General features: G+C 32.6%; 16 protein-coding genes, 1 tRNA gene and 1 pseudogene. 6 read left to right on the plus strand and 12 right to left on the minus strand.

Annotation, left to right across the window (positions count from 1 at the left end):
* Positions 1 to 19: 19 nt before the first annotated feature.
* Complete coding sequence (locus tag HEQ36_RS10775) at positions 20 to 1,225, minus strand: hypothetical protein (RefSeq protein ID WP_168636437.1); 1,206 nt, start codon at positions 1,223 to 1,225, stop codon at positions 20 to 22.
* A gap of 205 nt (positions 1,226 to 1,430) precedes the next feature.
* On the opposite strand from HEQ36_RS10775, the gene HEQ36_RS10780 reads away from it, so the two are divergent.
* The gene (locus HEQ36_RS10780; protein ID WP_168636515.1) at positions 1,431 to 2,774 is read left to right on the plus strand and encodes an ATP-binding protein; all 1,344 of its coding nucleotides are present in this window, start codon (positions 1,431 to 1,433) and stop codon (positions 2,772 to 2,774) included.
* Between the two features lie 23 nt (positions 2,775 to 2,797).
* Positions 2,798 to 2,989 (plus strand): annotated as a pseudogene (locus tag HEQ36_RS10785) (3-phosphoshikimate 1-carboxyvinyltransferase); the annotation flags it as partial.
* 19 nt (positions 2,990 to 3,008) lie between these two features.
* On the opposite strand, the gene HEQ36_RS10790 reads toward HEQ36_RS10785, so the two are convergent.
* Positions 3,009 to 3,081, minus strand: a tRNA-Ala gene (locus HEQ36_RS10790).
* Between the two features lie 482 nt (positions 3,082 to 3,563).
* Here HEQ36_RS10790 and HEQ36_RS10795 point away from each other — a divergent pair.
* The 3 genes from HEQ36_RS10795 to HEQ36_RS10805 all read left to right on the plus strand — a co-directional run bounded on the left by HEQ36_RS10795 (position 3,564) and on the right by HEQ36_RS10805 (position 5,941).
* A complete protein-coding gene (locus HEQ36_RS10795) occupies positions 3,564 to 4,859 on the plus strand; it encodes a hypothetical protein (RefSeq protein WP_168636436.1) in 1,296 nt (431 codons plus the stop codon).
* A 155-nt stretch (positions 4,860 to 5,014) separates the two neighbouring features.
* Positions 5,015 to 5,428 (plus strand): DUF6173 family protein, encoded by a 414-nt coding sequence (locus HEQ36_RS10800; RefSeq protein ID WP_168636435.1) that lies wholly within the window; start codon positions 5,015 to 5,017, stop codon positions 5,426 to 5,428.
* Positions 5,429 to 5,545: 117 nt separating this feature from the next.
* The gene (locus HEQ36_RS10805) at positions 5,546 to 5,941 is read left to right on the plus strand and encodes a hypothetical protein (protein ID WP_168636434.1); all 396 of its coding nucleotides are present in this window, start codon (positions 5,546 to 5,548) and stop codon (positions 5,939 to 5,941) included.
* Positions 5,942 to 6,027: 86 nt separating this feature from the next.
* On the opposite strand, the gene HEQ36_RS10810 is transcribed toward HEQ36_RS10805, so the two are convergent.
* The 10 genes from HEQ36_RS10810 to HEQ36_RS10855 all read right to left on the minus strand — a co-directional run bounded on the left by HEQ36_RS10810 (position 6,028) and on the right by HEQ36_RS10855 (position 14,827).
* Positions 6,028 to 7,692 (minus strand): hypothetical protein, encoded by a 1,665-nt coding sequence (locus HEQ36_RS10810; protein WP_168636433.1) that lies wholly within the window; start codon positions 7,690 to 7,692, stop codon positions 6,028 to 6,030.
* Entirely contained in the window at positions 7,692 to 8,426 is a 735-nt protein-coding gene (locus tag HEQ36_RS10815; RefSeq protein ID WP_168636432.1) for a hypothetical protein, read from the minus strand. The genes HEQ36_RS10810 and HEQ36_RS10815 overlap by 1 nt, the downstream gene beginning before the upstream one ends.
* A gap of 84 nt (positions 8,427 to 8,510) precedes the next feature.
* Positions 8,511 to 8,894: a hypothetical protein gene (locus tag HEQ36_RS10820; protein ID WP_168636431.1), complete on the minus strand. Its 384-nt coding sequence runs from the start codon at positions 8,892 to 8,894 to the stop codon at positions 8,511 to 8,513.
* Positions 8,895 to 8,922: 28 nt separating this feature from the next.
* Positions 8,923 to 9,864: a hypothetical protein gene (locus tag HEQ36_RS10825; protein WP_168636430.1), complete on the minus strand. Its 942-nt coding sequence runs from the start codon at positions 9,862 to 9,864 to the stop codon at positions 8,923 to 8,925.
* A 1-nt stretch (position 9,865) separates the two neighbouring features.
* The gene (locus HEQ36_RS10830; protein WP_168636429.1) at positions 9,866 to 10,873 is read right to left on the minus strand and encodes a hypothetical protein; all 1,008 of its coding nucleotides are present in this window, start codon (positions 10,871 to 10,873) and stop codon (positions 9,866 to 9,868) included.
* Between the two features lie 4 nt (positions 10,874 to 10,877).
* Positions 10,878 to 11,537 carry a hypothetical protein gene (locus tag HEQ36_RS10835; protein ID WP_168636428.1) on the minus strand — a complete coding sequence of 220 codons (660 nt, stop codon included), beginning with the start codon at positions 11,535 to 11,537 and terminating at the stop codon, positions 10,878 to 10,880.
* Positions 11,538 to 11,578: 41 nt separating this feature from the next.
* Complete coding sequence (locus tag HEQ36_RS10840; protein ID WP_168636427.1) at positions 11,579 to 12,655, minus strand: hypothetical protein; 1,077 nt, start codon at positions 12,653 to 12,655, stop codon at positions 11,579 to 11,581.
* 35 nt (positions 12,656 to 12,690) lie between these two features.
* Positions 12,691 to 13,059, minus strand: coding sequence for a hypothetical protein (locus tag HEQ36_RS10845; protein ID WP_168636426.1), 369 nt, complete (start codon positions 13,057 to 13,059; stop codon positions 12,691 to 12,693).
* 28 nt (positions 13,060 to 13,087) lie between these two features.
* On the minus strand, positions 13,088 to 13,444 hold the full coding sequence (locus HEQ36_RS10850; protein WP_168636425.1) for a hypothetical protein: 357 nt from the start codon (positions 13,442 to 13,444) through the stop codon (positions 13,088 to 13,090).
* 6 nt (positions 13,445 to 13,450) lie between these two features.
* Positions 13,451 to 14,827: a hypothetical protein gene (locus HEQ36_RS10855; protein WP_168636424.1), complete on the minus strand. Its 1,377-nt coding sequence runs from the start codon at positions 14,825 to 14,827 to the stop codon at positions 13,451 to 13,453.
* Positions 14,828 to 15,993: 1,166 nt separating this feature from the next.
* On the opposite strand from HEQ36_RS10855, the gene HEQ36_RS10860 reads away from it, so the two are divergent.
* On the plus strand, positions 15,994 to 16,527 hold the full coding sequence (locus HEQ36_RS10860) for a hypothetical protein (RefSeq protein WP_168636423.1): 534 nt from the start codon (positions 15,994 to 15,996) through the stop codon (positions 16,525 to 16,527).
* The last annotated feature ends 347 nt before the right edge of the window (positions 16,528 to 16,874 follow it).

Genomic DNA, 16,874 nt, shown 5'->3' on the forward strand with positions numbered 1-16,874 from the left:
AAAATTATAATAACAAATATTAAGATAAGTTGCTAGTATTTTTATAATTATTTTCAGTTATTTTGTTGTATATTTTTTCTGCTTCTAAAGAAATATTAGCATTTGGGTACGCAATTTTATGCCAAAAAATTCCTACTTCTCTTAAACGTTCAATTCCTTGCTTTTTTGCTTCAAATTCTTGCTGATTCAAAATTTCAAGAGTTTTGATTAAAGTTTCTTTAACCTTGTCTAATTGAAAATGACAATCAAATATATTATCTGTATTAATTTGCAATACATTGCTTTGGTGTAATACTTCAAAAAACATTAATCCTACTGATATTTCACGAATAGTTTGACGGTTTTTAACTGGATTTATATAGGCTCTATACCCAAAATGAAAAAATCTAACAGCAAATATACCAAAAGCTAAAATATTCATCTGATAATCATTTAAACCTAAATATTCAGACCATTTAATTGTATTTAAACAAGCACGAAATTCTTCTACAGCTTGATGAAGTAAACAACGTTTATCATTATTAAATGGCCAAGCTCCTGCAAAATGTCCTCGATTATGTCCTTCAGCGTGTAATATTGATAAAAATTCAGATTGAGAATTAATTAAGTTTAAGTCGGTTTCTCGTAATTCAATAATAAATTTTGATGCTATCTTAATTGAATTTGCAAAATTGTGTTTAAGTAGGATTGAATTTAAAATCAATCTTTGATCAAAAGGATCAATCTTTTTGGCAGGATTTTTATAGCCAACTTGAAAAATAGCAAAATCATCAGGATCATACAAATTATCAACATTTTGAGATACATTTGATTCTTTAAAACGAGAAACTGCGATTATTTCAATAAACATCAGTGGTTTAGGCTCATATTTGCACATCAGTATTGGATCATCACATATTTTGAGACTTGCGTGATCAAATCGAGAATGAACATCAAAAAGTACAGAGGATATTTTTCCAATCATCCAAGCATAACGTTTTTGATTATTAATTTTTACAGGAGCTAACCATGCAACAATATCTTGGTAAGTCGGTGGTAAATTAGATAAATATTCATTAATTAATAATGTATCACCTTTTATTGAAGCAATTATTCCATTAATCAAAGTATTAGGAAGATCAAGACATTGAATTTGATCAATCAACTCTTGATCTTTCATTTCGTCAGCTAAATAAAAAATATTAAGGACTTGCTTCCATGTTTTATTAAGTGTGATTTCTGACATAAAAAAATGATTAATTAAGACCAAAAATGTAAAAAAATAAATCTAAATACTTTTATAGCTTTTTATTATTGTTGGTTGCAATTCTAATCTGTCTTATCTTATCTTGTCTTTTATTACAAAATATTTTATCTAGTATCTTAAATTATCTTGAAATATCTTGCTCAAAAAGTGTATAATGCCTGAAAATCTTATAATTATTGCATTTATGACTGTAACAGAAATTTTACAATTGGCTGATGAATTGGTTTATGCTAAAAAAGGGAAACACCTAGATGATCTTCAGGAGTCAATCATTAAGGGACTTTGGGAAGATCAAACGTATCAAGAAATTGCAGAGGAATGTAACCGTAGCGAAAGTAGAGTTAGAAATGTTGCTGCGAAGTTATTACAATTGTTGTCTGAAGAATTAGGTGAAAATTTAGAAAAAGCAAATTTTCGTTCTACTTTTAAGAGATTAAATATTTCGTTATCACCATTATCTCAAAATATTTGTGTGAATTTCGGATCACAAATATTATATAATTCAAATTCAGATTATCTGGATAACTCAACTAATACTCAATCTAAATCAAATAATTACGATTTAACCCTAGCGCCACAAATCATAACCTTTCATAACAGAGAAACAGAACTGCAAACCCTTTTCTATTGGATATTAAATCAAAATACTCATTTAATCTCAATCTTAGGATTATCCGGTATTGGTAAAACCACACTCGTTAAAAGATTTATAGACTTACATCAACAAAAGTTTGATGCTATAGTTTGGAGAAGTTTAAAATTTCCTCAATCTCTAGATTTATTACTTGATGATTTACTAAAACATCACAAATTAGACTCATTACCAACAATAAATGATAAATTAAAACAATTATTTGATATTCTCACAAATAAAAAATGTTTAATTATCCTTGATGATTTACAAAATATATTTATTCCTGGTCAATTCGCGGGAAAATATCAACCAGAATATCAAGATTATCAAACCCTATTCAAAATGATTACAGAAACCCAACATCAAAGTAGTGTCATATTAATTAGTCAAGAACAATGTCCAGAAATGGAATGTTTAGATGAAGAACTATATCCTATTAAATCTTTAGAATTATCAGGTTTAGATAATCCAGAAATTCTCAAAAATACCGGATTAAAAAATAAGGATAGTTGGTTAAAATTAATCAAATTATATGAAGGTAATTTAATTTATTTAAAAAGTATTAGTATCCTAATCAATAAAAATTATGATGATCAAGTTGCTGATTTTTTAGCTGAAAATACTTTACATATTACCAATCAAATGCAGTCTCATTTTCAAGAGACATTTCACCACCTATCACCCCAAGAACAAGAAATAGTATTAGAACTAAGTAAATTTGAAAACCCTATTTCCAGAGAAGAATTAAGACAAAGTTTAAATTTATCCTCAGTTGATTTTAATAATGGGTTACAATCCTTACAACAACGGTATTTAATCACGAAAATCAAAGAAGATAAGATTCTGTTTAAATTATCTCCAGTTTTTCAAGAATATGTGAGAACTTGTTGTTAATACGAAAATGTTAGCATCATAGGGAGAGCGATCGCATTACTGTGATGGCACAACAACTCAATAAAATGGGGGCAAAAATCAGCGAACTACCGGACGGGATGGAAATCACCGGCGGTACTCCCTTAGTCGGTGCGGAAGTAGATAGCCATACAGATCATCGCATTGGCACGAGTTTAGCGATCGCTGCCCTTAACGCCATTGGTACAACCACTAAAGTATTAATTATAATTTGCATGGAGCTAAGCGGATTCGAACCGCTGACCCCCTCAATGCCATTGAGGTGCGCTACCAACTGCGCTATAACCCCGAAATTCCAATGCAGTAAGCTTTTTGGCTTATTGGTTGGTTTTTTTTAGTGCCTTCACTCCTAATAGTATGCAAGTTTATGCAAAGTAAGTCAAGGCAACTATATTAAGAAATATTAAGTAGTAAGTTAACCTTGATAATTATCACAATAGGTTAGGTGTCCTTGTTGACAACCTAACTACACCCATGCTATTGTCTAAAAGGTTGCAATCATTACAAAACCCAAGGGTTGACTGTGATTAAGTTTACTCCCCTTGTACCAGCAGTGTAAAGGTTGACTGTGATTAAGTTCACGCCCATTACATTGTTGCCAATAAGACTGATGTGTTGTGGTATCTAAGGAAACTACAGCCACAGATTTACTTGGGTAGATTGCTAAAATCAAGCATTCTCAGGCTCTTATCTCTCTAAGAGTCTTGCTTATTGTCCTTCACTAGTGAAAGTAGATTAAATTTTTATATCATAATCACAGGATTTAAATAAATGGTGCATCTAAGAACTACCAATGATTTTTTAACAATAGTTGATTTACATATAAGAATTAAAATTACAAAATCTGAAGAAGCTGCATCTCAGTTTACTTCGCAAAATGACGTTTCTATTGCCCTTAAAGAAAGTTACACCTTATATATAATTCCTTGCCTGATAGGTATAAGAAAAAGTATTGAGGAAGTTATAAAAGAATCAAATGGGAATAACTATAATGCTAAAGAAGCATTTAGTAGTTTAATATTTATTATTAATAAAGAAATTAATCAAATAGAAATCTTAAAACAAAAATGTGTAGATCCAATAATGTTAGCTGGATTAAATTTACGTCAAGGAATTTGTGCTGATGTAATAGAGGAAATAGAGCCTATGTTATATCAAACTAGAATTTCTGATAATAAAAACCAAGAACAGCCTGTACAAGAACTTGATCCAAAACCTTTAAGCAATCCAATTAATGAAACCAATGAAACTTCAGTATCAACTTATGACTCATCAGCAGTAGCTAACCAATATCGTCAAGATATAGTTAGAAATAATGTTCCTGTAAGTAATTCTAATAAGCAAGAAATCCCCCAATCACAGAATATTTCTCAATTATCTACAAGAATAATACCTGTATTAGAAATAATAATACTGTCTATAATAGGCATTTTACTTAAAACAGATAAAAACCCTATTATATCTGGTCTAGGTCAGGGTATATTGATTGCTCCAGTGATGATCTCCATAAATTTACTCAACAATACTAAACCTGATGCAAAAGACATTACAGAATTAAATACTTCTACAAATTTCAGTGTTACAGAAAGACCAGAATTATTAAATATTCTAATACTTCAATCTCCCATTAGATACATTTTTCTTTGCATCATTACAGGGGGTTTATATATTTATTATTGGTTCTATAAAAACTGGGTTTTTATTAAAAAGTTACAAAATTTAAATATTATTCCTGTATTATGTGGAGCTTTTCCAGGCATAACTATATATTCATTAACAAAACGTATTTTTGCAATAGCAAAAGAAAAAGGATATTTAATCAACAGTAAGCCAGTTGGTATTTTCTTTATGCAATCATTTATGACTTTAGCAATAGGAAGAACACCTGGAATAACTGGTTTAATACCATTACTTTTTACTTTTTACCCAACAATATATATTTATGATTCTCTTACATATTATGCAAAAAAAACTCATCCCAATTACCAAGAGCTAGGTTTCTTTTCAGGAGGAATGATTGGTTGGATAATCTTTGGGATAATTTTTTGGACTTGGATGGTTTCATAGGTTCTTACAATTAACTTTACACATAACTAAAAAAGGAGTATTCATGACCTCATATTATGCTTTTTATAAAAAAAGCTATGGTTTATTTTTATTTTACTGGTAGTTGGGTAATCTTTATTCTATACTAAGTTTAACACTCAACGAAGGTATTAATAATGGCTGGAGATTTTGACATTAAAGCATCAGGCTTAATTCCAAACACTGATACAACTACAGCACAAGTAATTACTGATATCTATGATAAAAATTCTCCAAAGGCTTTCTATAATCAATTGGTTGCTTCACTTGATGAGTATGATGAAATGATGGGGGATGATCATGAAGTTGGAGTGAAGTTAGCAAACTTTAGTCAAACTGATAAGTTTTATTTATCCTCTCTACACTATCAATCTCCTTTTTTAATCACATTCACGTTAACAGATCAAAAAGACAATCAAGATTTTGTGTTGATTCAACACATTAATCAGGTAAGCATTTCAATAATCAAGTTGTCACTAAGAGATTCCAATAAACCAAAACGAAAAAATAGATTTAGTAGTCCTCAACCTAATCAATCTCCCAATTCCTAGAATTCTACTAGAGAACATAGAGAAAAGGTTTAGGGAAATGTTCATCCATAGATTAGGAAATGGATATTATTTCCAGTATGATTGACTTTCTCTAAATCTTCATTTCCAACTAAATATATGAATAACTTAGTAAACAGCTTACTGCATTACACTGATGAGGATATTCTTTATGATGTACTGATAGAAAGGTACAGAAGGTTATCCCTATGTAGGTACGTATTTTTATCTTTATTTCCTAAAGAAGATAAAGCTAACTATAATGAAGTCTTCAACAAGATAGGAGAGGAAGCAGAGTTAAATGATGTTTTAATTACTGAGCAAATAGTAAATTTTATTGAAAATAAAAAATACTCTTATAGCAGTGAACTAAAAGTAGTAGCTGTTTATTTAGTATATGGTAATCCTCAACTGGAGAAAAATGTATGTTCTGCTAAACAGCTTGAGAAAGCTAAAAATGTAGCTACTAAATTAGTGAGCGACCGCATTTGGGAACTTGCTAAAAACCCTCTATGAAGAGTATCCAAACTCAGGAAGTGACATAATAGTTATTTTTCCACATTTCAAGATAATTTAACTTATTTGTTTATAAAAACTAATATTTAAGCAGCCCTCAACATTGAAAACTCAGTTACTTCCTGTTCCTCTTCACCCCACAAATCATCACCATAGATATTAGCACTTCTTCTTCTTTTCCAAGCATAAGCAGCTAAAGCTAAAGCCATAACACAATCAGTAGCTAATCCTTTATCATCCAGTTTATAAAACCTTAACTCAGTCTTGAGTTGCTTTAACCTGTCCTGCTCATCATAAGGAATTACCAATTTACCTTTCTCCACCGCACCAGCCAAGTTACTCAACATTAAAGTTTTGTGATTATGCTTTTGATTCTTACCAGGTTTTTTGGTGCTATTAATTGGTATACATTTCTCAGCTAAATCAGCAGGTAATTCCTTCTCCAATGACTCCTTCAAATACTGTCCAGCCAGTGCAGTAGAATCATAATAAAGTTCACCAGGGAATTGATTTAACCTACGCCTAACCCTCTCAATACAGCCATTCTGATCAAACAGAGGAGTTTTGCTAATCCTTTCAAAAGCAACAATTCTCAACTCCCTGTCAATAAACTGAAGTGTGATCAAAACTGTACTATCCCCATTAGTAGAACCAGCTACATCTACCCCAGTAAAAAACTGTGAACCTGGACCACCTTTAGGTAGATATGGAAACTCCAAACTAGCACCATGTTCAGGTAAACAATGTCCTGTAACTGGGTCATCATAGGCGAAGAAACAAATATGCTTTTCACCCTTTTCAATAGCTTTATCTAGATAACTACCAGCAAAGAAAGTAGCTCCATAATTAGCAAATTTACCATAGACTTCTTCTCTGACTTGAGCTTGAGTCATGTTCACCATATTTGACCTGATTGTTTCTTCAGGGTTAACAGGATTATCAAATTGACTAAACTCAGCAATCACTACAGATTTATCTTGTTTAAGTCTCCTTTCCTTAAACTCATTCCACATTTTCCTAAAGTAAATAGCACCCTGTCCAGCAGTGTCACCTTCACCTTGGGGAGTAGAGATAAAGTATTTACGTCCACTAACTTCAGTACCTCTGACATTTAATATTTTCATTCTCAAATGTTCAAGGGCATATTCAGAAGCAGACTCATCCAATGTAGCTATATCTAAATAGAAACCTAAAATAAATCTACCCTTTTGAACAGTAGCTTGAAACCAAATAATACTATTAAAACAAGTTTCTATAAAAGGTTGCTGTCCATCAGAAATGTGTTTAATGAAGCCTATGCTGGTCAAGAAGGGGCTATCATTAACTAGGTTGATTATTTCATCCTTAACTAACTTTGCTTGCTTTAAAGAAGGCGCACAGTTAATTGATTGAAATCTTTTACTATAGTCACCATAAAACACAGAACTGTTAGGTCTTTTCCTATAGAATAAAAACCATAAGTGCATGAGAGCAGTAACAAAAGTTTTCCCACTTCTAGACCCTGCTTTTAATACCCCCTCCTGAGCATTTACAGCTTGCCTTAACCATTGTCTCTGTTTAGGATGTCCTTTGACTATTGCACCTGTTTCAGGATGTATTCTTTCAACTTCATTTAAGTAATGGTTTACTTTTTCACCAAGGAAATACTTAACAAATAGAACAGGATCATTAGCACCAGCAATAAATTGATATCTCAATGTTTCTGACTTAAGAATGCCCTCTAAATCAGAAGGGATAGAGTTAAAATCCATTAGTCATCATCTCCTAACTCATATTCAATTTCCACATCTGCTGGTTTAAGAGCAAATAATTCATCAACCTTAGTTTCAGGATTAGATGTTAGGTAGGCTTTAACTAAATCTTGGATTAATTCTTTGGGGTCTACACTTAACTGTTCATACAAAGCCTTGAGTGTAAGTTCATTTTCATTCTTATCTCTGAGGTCTTTTCTAGTTTTTAAAGTAGCATTAATCTGAGCTTGATGAATCTGAATAACTTTAGATAAATCAGTGATAGCTTTACTCAAACCATTGATATTATTGGCAGCTACCTCAGCTTCTCTAGCAGTAGAATTCGTTACAGAATCACTTAACTGGATTGCTGTGTTATACCTTTCTATTAACTCTGATTGATGGTCAATAAGCCTACCAATCATGGCATCAGACAGCATAATGCTATTGTCTAATAAAGTTTCTTTACTGTAATCAGTAGTTAATAACTCCTTTCTTTCCTTGGCAGATAATGATTTAATTGCTCTCATATTATTTTCTTTAACTAATTTAGAATGTAGACCATGTGTGATTCTAGCTTTGGCTGCTTTACCCCCATGAGTAGCACAACAGTTATAGCCAATCATCAAATTATTTTTACATTGTGTTCCATCTTTTTTAATAACAAAACACCGCTTAGGTTCAGGTCTTCTACCTGACTTATATCTATGTTTATAAACTGCACTTTCTTTATAAGAATTACTAGCTGAATGCAAAAAAGATACCTCTTAAATAACTACATCTCAGAGATATCATAATTTATAAATGAAATATTAGGCTAATTACACATTAGAAAATATTTATTCTAACTTTCTTTTGATATCTCTAACTTCTTCTTTCACTTCTGAAACTGCATTTAAAATATGTTGATGATCAGTAACATATTTATTATGATTATTTGTTGAATCTTTAGCTAGTGAAGTAACTGCATTGGCTAAACAGCGTAATGATTCAGTTTCACTATCTAATTTATCCATCCACCTGTTAATAAATTCAGGTATACCTAACCATTTAGAAATAAAAACTGAACCTATAAAAGCTAGTATAAATCCTAAACCTACTCCACCTGATTGAAGTAGTATATGTTCAACTATTTTATCTTGGACATTAGGATTAATTGATATTTGAGTTGTATCAGGATTTAGGGAGGAGATTTGTTTTTCAATTACAATATTTTTATACATAATTTATCATAATTAATTATATTTATTTTTATGGAGCAATTTCCATTAATGTTAAATAGTTAGTTGTATTAGTAGATATAAGTCCCCCACCAATTTGATTACATCTAACTGTATAGGTTCTGGTAGATGTATCTGAAGCAGGAAGAAATAAAATAATAGGTACAGCTTCAGGATAAGCATCGGCTCTTCTACCAACATTAATAGCTATAGTATATCCATTAGTTCCATCAAATACTTGAACACTAAAATAGTGAGTATTTACTGACGTACTTTTTGTTACACCTGTTAATGCTCCTGTTATATAAATAGTTGAACTAGCATTAGTAGGGGTTATTGAAGCAGTAAGAGTTGTACTTTGTTGAGTTCCACTTGTAGAAATTGACCAAAAAGGAACAGATGAATTTATTACTTGGATGATTTTACTAGTACCAGAAGGAGTAGAAGGTTCGTATCTATTATTTGAAGTGCTGTAAGTTAAAACTTGCCCATTTGTAGGAGTAGCAGTGTGTACATTTACTCCTTGAATTCTATCTGCATTCCATTGAGAACTAGTGTTACCAACTTGAGCAGCAGTAACATTAGTTAACCTAGCAATGGTTGACGCTATTTGAACATCAGGAATTTTACCTCCACTATCTAAAGTAGCTACCCCAGAAACTATTCCTTTTTCAGATGTAGGAATTGCTCCTACTTGGGCTGCTGTAGTGCTGTGAGGATTAGATGTGTTTGCAATGTGATTGTTAATATTAGATACATCTACTCCTTGAGATAATAAATCCCAATCTGTAGCTGAATTAGAAGGAGTTTGAGTAGTAGTTTTATTGGCTCTAAAGCTGGAGCTATTATAAAATACTCCTTCATTGCGTCTATAAACTCTAGCATTATCCCAATTACCAAGCCAGATAACAGATATACCATTAACAGTAGGAATAGGGCTAGAAGGGGTGCTTGGACTGATTTCTATAGCCATATTAATAACCTTTTAAAGTTCCTCTGATAAATAATTGTGTGTTAGCTTGAGTGCCTGTAACTTCTACTTTGATGACATTTGTATTAACCAATGAATAGCTTTTAACAATAGTATTATCAGTAGTTAAAGTACCAACATTCTGCCAAGTAAGACCAACTAATTCTTTTAATATAAAGCTGACATTAGCAGTAGCAACAAGTTCAATATCCAATCTCTTATATTTTGCAGTGTCAATGAAACCACCACTGTAAGTTTGTACATTTACAATAGTTGGAATACCAAAGGAATCATTATCTAAATCTAATTGGAATAAAGGTACAGTGTCTTCTAATTCTGTTTGGTAATCAACCAAGTAAGAAACAGTAAATTGTCCTGCTGAAGTCCATGCACCATTGGTAGCTGACTTTTCAATTAATGCAGCTTTATCTTCTAATTCATAACTTCTTTCAAGTTGCCTTAACTCAATAGCAGTTAATCTTTTCTGATCACCAATAGTTAAATCTTTTTGTTCTTCCCTAGCAATTAAAGCTAACTTATCTTCTAAGCTATCCTTACAACAAGTTTTAGAAGCTCCACTGCCTATTAAATCTATAACATCTTGTTGAGTCCAGAATTCAGCAGCAGTTAGTGTAGCTAATTTGTTAATAGTAATATAAGCCCTGAGATGTAAAAAATAATCTGTTTGTGCTTTTTCTATTAATTCTCTGTCTCTAGTAATGGAAGTACCAGAAGCAGAATCATATTTAACTACAGGGTCATTTACAAAGTAATATTTAACTCCAAATCCTATTAAGTTCCAAGCATCAATCACATTTGCATCTAATGAGGTAATAGCTCCACTAGATACAGTAGATGTTATGTCAGTTAAACCTTTAGCTTGAAGATCAGAAAGTACAAATAATGTAAGTAAATTAGCTCTGCTACTATCAACAATACTAGTAGTAGTGTCATTTAAAGCAGGGCGTAAATAATTATTAAAGAAATTAGTCCAAGTAATTGAGACTGGCATAATTTTAAATTATCCTATTGGGAAATCTTTTTATATAATTGATAATAGTATTTTTAGATAAAGCTTGAATCCCACCACTACTATCAGTATATGGTTGGTAAGTCATATTAGCAGAAGTAACTCTAACATTTACATTATTATTAATTCCTCCACTTACAAATTGATAAACTTCTAAAAGATTAAATAAAAATAATCCTGAATCATCATATTGAAAATAATCAAGAGTTCCAGCATAAGTTTTAGAAGAACCTAAATCAAAAAAATAACTTGCAAGAAAAGGGCATTGTCTAAGTCTACCCCATGAAGCATCAGGATAATTATTAGGATACCAGTAAGTAGGACTTAACTGAGTTATTAATACTTCGCTGTCAAACAAACTAAATAAAGAATTACTAGTTATAACATTGTTAAAATTGCCAGCTAAAGAAGCACTTTCAGTTGTGTAACCTGGAATGAAATAAGCAGGGTAAATAGTAGCACTACCTTGTATAGTGCAAGTAGCATTATCTACATTTATGGTTACTGCACCAGCAGTTTGTAAAGTATTTTGAAAACTTGGATAAGTTATAGCTGGAACATAAACTAAACCAGAAAACTGATTAAGAATTGATGATATTGATAAATCTCTTTCTAAGGCTTTATATCTTTCTAAATCTGCAAACATAATGTTTTACAGGAGGGAATTACCCCTCCAAATGATTAGAGTTAAACTATAGTAGGAACTGTATAAGTAGTAGAGTTCATTTGAAGAACTGCTACAGCACCACGATGGTTAGGAGCATAGCCAAAACCCTCAGTCATAATTGTATTTTCTAAAGGGAAATTAGACTTAACTTCAGTTTGCAATCCTTGAAGAGATGCAATTGGATGTTGACGACTTAAGAAAGGTGCTTTTAATGCTCCACCATCTGTTCCAACTGCAATTGCATAGTTAGGTGGCACAATAGGAGTTTTGATTATTGGACAGTTGTAAACAAATCCAACTAGGTTTTCCCAGGGACTAAATGGACGCATTCTTTCATTAGTTGCTGTTCCAGTTGCAGTCATTAAAGACCTACCAATCTGGTTATCAGCAGGCACAAAAATACCAGTTAATGCTTCCAAACTGTAATCATAAGGAGATACCCAAATCTCAATTTGGTTAAACCCATGATGCCGCACTTTATCAATTAAGCGGGTTCTAACATCTGTACCTGTAGGAGTAGTACCAGTAGCAACACCATTGTAATGTTGCAAATCCCCTGATACAAAAGTATATCCATTAATAGCAGGCACACTAGTACCAGTAGCAGAGTTCCAAAATGGCAAACTTGTAGTTTGATATTTAGCTTGGGAGTCAATAATAACTCTATTGGTGTTATTAAAAATTGCTTGTCTGAGAGCATTAAACTTAGCTTTTTGGAAAGCAGTCAACTTAGATTGAACATAAGCAGCTAACTCATCAGCAGTCATTGTTTTAACTGCGCGAGTAGTTAAAGTTAATGCAGTCATTTTTTCTTCAAAAGGAATCTCTTGAGTATAATCCCAAAGAGAAATTCTGCTACTAGGTCTAGCAGCTTCATTCCAGTTTTCTAAATCTTCACCATCATAGTAACGTACAGTTTTTTGTGGTACTGAAATTAATTCTGTTAGAGGTCCAAAAAACTTAGCACTTTGGTCATTATAAAAGGTGATATCATTATCAACTTCTCTAATTATCTGAACTACAGAAATGTTATCTATACTAGTTAATTCAGCATCTAATTGAGAAAGTTCACCAAAAAATTGAGTAGTCCAAGTCATATATTTTGTTTAAATTAGTAATTAAGTAATAAAAATTAACTAAGTGCAATTGCAACTCTATTTGCAGTTAAAGCTACACCTACAGCATTAGTTCCTGTTGCTGCTACTGCTCCTGCTGCTGCTGCAAATACTCTTGTTCCAGGAGTTAAACCAAGAGAAACCCCTCTGTTTTCAATAATGCAACTTTGCTCAATAGAAAGATTTGTTCCACTTTTAGCAGCGTGACGGGCAACACCAAGAGGTATTGTAGTAGCATTACACTGAACTGCTTGACCAGAACTATTAAGTGAAATAATTGAACCTTCAGGGATATCTCCTGATGCTACAGCACTGATAATAGAACCATCTAAATGGTTAGCTGCAATAAATCTATAAAGAATTGTATTGTAATAGACGTTTAACATAAATAATTTTTAGTTTGATTTAGTAGGTTTAATAACCTCTCCAAGCTCTAGTCTTGCGAGAGTCTTCAGTGGTATTAATATTAAGTGAAACACCAGGTTTAATAGTAGGACTATTTGAAGTTTTAGATAAAGCTGATTGAAGAGTAGCTGTAATCTTAGGAACTAAAGTTTCTTTCAGTTCTTTTTCTAATGCTTGCTGTTTAGATAATAGGTCACTTTCCACTTCTTCTTGATTATTACCACTTGGTTGAATACCTAGAAGTTTAGCCATCTTTTGAAAATCAGGTTTAGTTTTAGCTAAAGCAGCTTCAAAATCAATTTCAATGGTAGGAGGGGTGATGACTTCTAACCCTAAATCTAATTCTTGTGTTTGTTGTTCTTCCATAATTAATTAATTAATTGCAGTATTACTTCTTGCGGAGTAAGCACTATCCTCAAATAAAGTATTTTCATCAGTGTTAGGTTTATCTTTAGAGTCAGTTAGAGCAGCAGAATACTGAATGTTTAATCCCTTTTCATTGTCTAGTTGTTCAAGTTCTTTGAGTGCTTCTTCTTCAGTTAACCCTTCAACTTCAACCAGGTATCTCTTCCTAGAAATTAACTTATGTCTAACAGCTTCAATTTGCAGTTTTTTATCTTGTAAATCTCTAGGCATCATGTCAGGTAATTCCACCCTAAAAGGAATGTCAATGCCTAACTCTAGGAATATAGTTTTAATAGCTGAAATTAAATAGTTGGCTCTGCTTAATGTAGCTGCCTTCAATGGTTCATAAAGGACACTGAGAGAAGATGAACTAGAAGCTGACCTAGCATTTTGTAGCTCAAGAACCATTACTCCAGTTAAAGAATAAATGTCTTGTAAAATGATTAGTCTTTGACGTTCTAAGTATGGGCTATCTACTGGTTGTAGGTATCCAATCTTAGGAGTAATACCTAATTCAGCAGCACTATTAGATATAGGTAAATGTAAAATACTAGCAGCATCAGAAGTAAATGCTGTTTGGAAAGCTGCTGACCCTGTAGCTGACTCTACACTCTCAAGTTGTGCTGAATTAGTTCTGCCTATAATCGCAGGTGCAGAAGTCCCAATTGTAAAAACTTGAGGTTTATGATGTTTACCATTTAGATTAATTCTTGACCTGACTTCAGAATATTCAAGCTGTAGATGAACCAATCTTTCAATAGCAGACTGAGCAGTGCGTCCATCTAATGAATTCACTATTCTAACAATAGGAATGTGATCACCTATTTCTACAGGTTCAGCATCACCAACCTTAACAAAATATTTATAATCAGGCAGATTAAATAAATCTAGAGTAGTCTGATTCTCTGTGGGTAGAGTCAGATAATGTTCTACTTTTACCTTGACATACTTGTTATTAACAGCGTCATAAATCTCTCTTGATTCCTTTAGATAAACAACCTTTAAAGGGTCAAGAGGGTCAACTTTTATGTCATCAACATCAAGTGTTCTAATATGACGCAGCTTACCATCAGAAACCTCAATATAAGTTTCTCCATAAACAGGTACATCTAGGTAAACATCCTGTAATAGACTATAAAGTTTAATCTGCTCTAATTGTAAATTTAATTGTTCTTGTTGCTCAGGGTTGATAGCTAAAAGTTTTATTTTCTTTTGATAGCCATCACCTAATATAAATGATTTAATTTGTTCTACAACTACCTGAATAATTTTAACTGGTAACTCTCTATTGCCAGAAGGATTTAATCCTTTATAAGCATCTAGCAGTTCTTGTTTTGTAGCCATCTAAAATAAAAGTTTACTTATGTTTATTATATACATTAAATGAACTAATGTAAAGTGGGATAAATAATAAAGGTGACTTATAGTAGTTTAAATAAAAGTAGTTTTGTATTTAGATACCTGGGTTGTTAAATATATATGTATCTGTACAGGGTGGGCTGGGGCAGGTGACTAATGGCGGGGGGTATAAAACAGTAGGTGTGTTAGAGAGCATCAACTCTCTCTTTTTTATTGATGGATGCCCTTAACATTCAGGTGTCTTAGGATTGTGTGCGGAACTTATTCTGCCTACTTGTAGGATTGTGTGTCAGTTCTTATTCTGCCTAAGACCAATGGTGATTAGATGAAACCACTGTAGACTTTGTATGAAAACTCCTTGTGAGCTGATTAGTGTAAGGTTTAGATGACTAGCTTAGTGAAAACTTCTTAGGAAGCTGATTAGCTTTGTTAGTTGTCTATAAGCATAGGTTGACTGTAATTAAGTTTACTCTCTATGTACTACAGTGCGGATTAGTCTATAAACCTATAGAAGGAACTGTAACGCCCCTCAGAAGTGCTATACGCAGTATAGACACAGAGGGTTGAAGTTTAAGCCTTTTATCTCTCTACAACCGTAACAACCTCAGAAGTGCTTGACACAGAGGATGTTTAAGGTAGAGAGCTGAATAATCTACTCCTGAACGCTTTAACTCAGTGAATAGTCTACAGAGAAAACCTTGTGTTAGTATCTGTGGCTACACTACTCCGGTAATAAGGGAAAGCTACATGTTAGTACCTTATACCAGATGGAGAGTGAACTGAGTTAACTGTGTTAGTAAGGAGTAGCAAGGGGGTGTGTACTCCCTAAGTTTTCATGGTGTCATGCTTCTTTCTTTTCTCTTTAAGAGTCCTCTTAGCATCTCACCTTTGGAGAACTCTTGTCACTCACCTACTGAGCCAATACGCTTCAGTGGTAAGACCTCTTTTAGCCCCTCACTGATAGGACATATCTGCTTCACTCACTAACAGGACTAAAAGCTTAAGTAGTCACCTGGTTAGCCTCTCACTGTTAGCTATACAGTAGACAGAACTTTATACTCCCTAAGTTTATAAAATAACTAACGATTCAGTATTTAGTTATCTTTTTTTATTAACAAACAGCAAATCAACAATAGACAGGAATAATAAACATGAATACATATTTTCAGCAATCATTAACAGAAGTCCAATCACAAGAGTTTGCTAGTGACTTCAAGGCAACTGTCAGGTTTATTTTTAGACTTATTAAATTACTATTTTTATTACTGACAGCAATCTTTAATTTAGGAAGGAAAGTTTATTGTAAAGTAAGTAAACAGAATACTGAAGTTACATTAGCTGGTTTACCATTAACTGAATCATTAACTAACTTACCAATAGATCAACCACTAGCTGATTTACCAGTAGGTGAATTAATAGCTGAGTCATCATTAACTGAATCTACTTTAGACAGCAATCCCACAGTGGAAGATAACTTACAGCAAGAACAGAGTGAGGGGACTTTATTGGCTTCTACAGATGAAGTTGATAACACTGTAGACAGACAGAAACAGTTAAAGCAAATGAAGGCAGCACAACTTAGAAAACTTTGTACAGATTACTCATTACAATATCAAAACAAACAGCAGGCTGTTAGGACTATATTCCAATTTGAATGGGAGCAGATACAAGCTAACTTGGGTTAAGACTGTTGATAGCATAAGTGTACTATATGTGATAACTGCGGTATAGTATACTGCAAATGCTACAACTTTCTAAGCCACCTGTTTCTAAGCTGACTGAATTATTAGTTGAATACCACTAAGCCACCTGTTTCTAAGCCAAATGAATCAGGCTAACTACCACTAAGCTGACTATTAAATAACTGACTCTAGTTCTGACTATTGTAAGTTCACTTCACTGAGCAATCTAATATTAGTTTCCTAATCTTCAACGCTTCAGGGATTAGGTTAGCAAAGGTAATACAACTATTGTCAGTTGTCTAAGGTTTAGTTAATTGGGAATTACAGATTACCAAGTTTTAAAGTCTTCC

Origin of the sequence: Anabaena sp. 54 (genome assembly GCF_017355725.1) — a bacterium.
Lineage (GTDB): Bacteria > Cyanobacteriota > Cyanobacteriia > Cyanobacteriales > Nostocaceae > Dolichospermum > Dolichospermum heterosporum.

Coding starts and splice junctions, on each gene's coding strand:
- HEQ36_RS10820 (WP_168636431.1), bottom strand. CDS start 8,894: ATGTATAAAAATATTGTAATTGAAAAACAAATCTCCTCCCTAAATCCT.
- HEQ36_RS10855 (WP_168636424.1), bottom strand. CDS start 14,827: ATGGCTACAAAACAAGAACTGCTAGATGCTTATAAAGGATTAAATCCT.
- HEQ36_RS10810 (WP_168636433.1), bottom strand. CDS start 7,692: ATGGATTTTAACTCTATCCCTTCTGATTTAGAGGGCATTCTTAAGTCA.
- HEQ36_RS10830 (WP_168636429.1), bottom strand. CDS start 10,873: ATGCCAGTCTCAATTACTTGGACTAATTTCTTTAATAATTATTTACGC.
- HEQ36_RS10835 (WP_168636428.1), bottom strand. CDS start 11,537: ATGTTTGCAGATTTAGAAAGATATAAAGCCTTAGAAAGAGATTTATCA.
- HEQ36_RS10805 (WP_168636434.1), top strand. CDS start 5,546: ATGAATAACTTAGTAAACAGCTTACTGCATTACACTGATGAGGATATT.
- HEQ36_RS10850 (WP_168636425.1), bottom strand. CDS start 13,444: ATGGAAGAACAACAAACACAAGAATTAGATTTAGGGTTAGAAGTCATC.
- HEQ36_RS10840 (WP_168636427.1), bottom strand. CDS start 12,655: ATGACTTGGACTACTCAATTTTTTGGTGAACTTTCTCAATTAGATGCT.
- HEQ36_RS10825 (WP_168636430.1), bottom strand. CDS start 9,864: ATGGCTATAGAAATCAGTCCAAGCACCCCTTCTAGCCCTATTCCTACT.
- HEQ36_RS10780 (WP_168636515.1), top strand. CDS start 1,431: ATGACTGTAACAGAAATTTTACAATTGGCTGATGAATTGGTTTATGCT.
- HEQ36_RS10795 (WP_168636436.1), top strand. CDS start 3,564: ATGGTGCATCTAAGAACTACCAATGATTTTTTAACAATAGTTGATTTA.
- HEQ36_RS10860 (WP_168636423.1), top strand. CDS start 15,994: ATGAATACATATTTTCAGCAATCATTAACAGAAGTCCAATCACAAGAG.
- HEQ36_RS10845 (WP_168636426.1), bottom strand. CDS start 13,059: ATGTTAAACGTCTATTACAATACAATTCTTTATAGATTTATTGCAGCT.
- HEQ36_RS10775 (WP_168636437.1), bottom strand. CDS start 1,225: ATGTCAGAAATCACACTTAATAAAACATGGAAGCAAGTCCTTAATATT.
- HEQ36_RS10800 (WP_168636435.1), top strand. CDS start 5,015: ATGGCTGGAGATTTTGACATTAAAGCATCAGGCTTAATTCCAAACACT.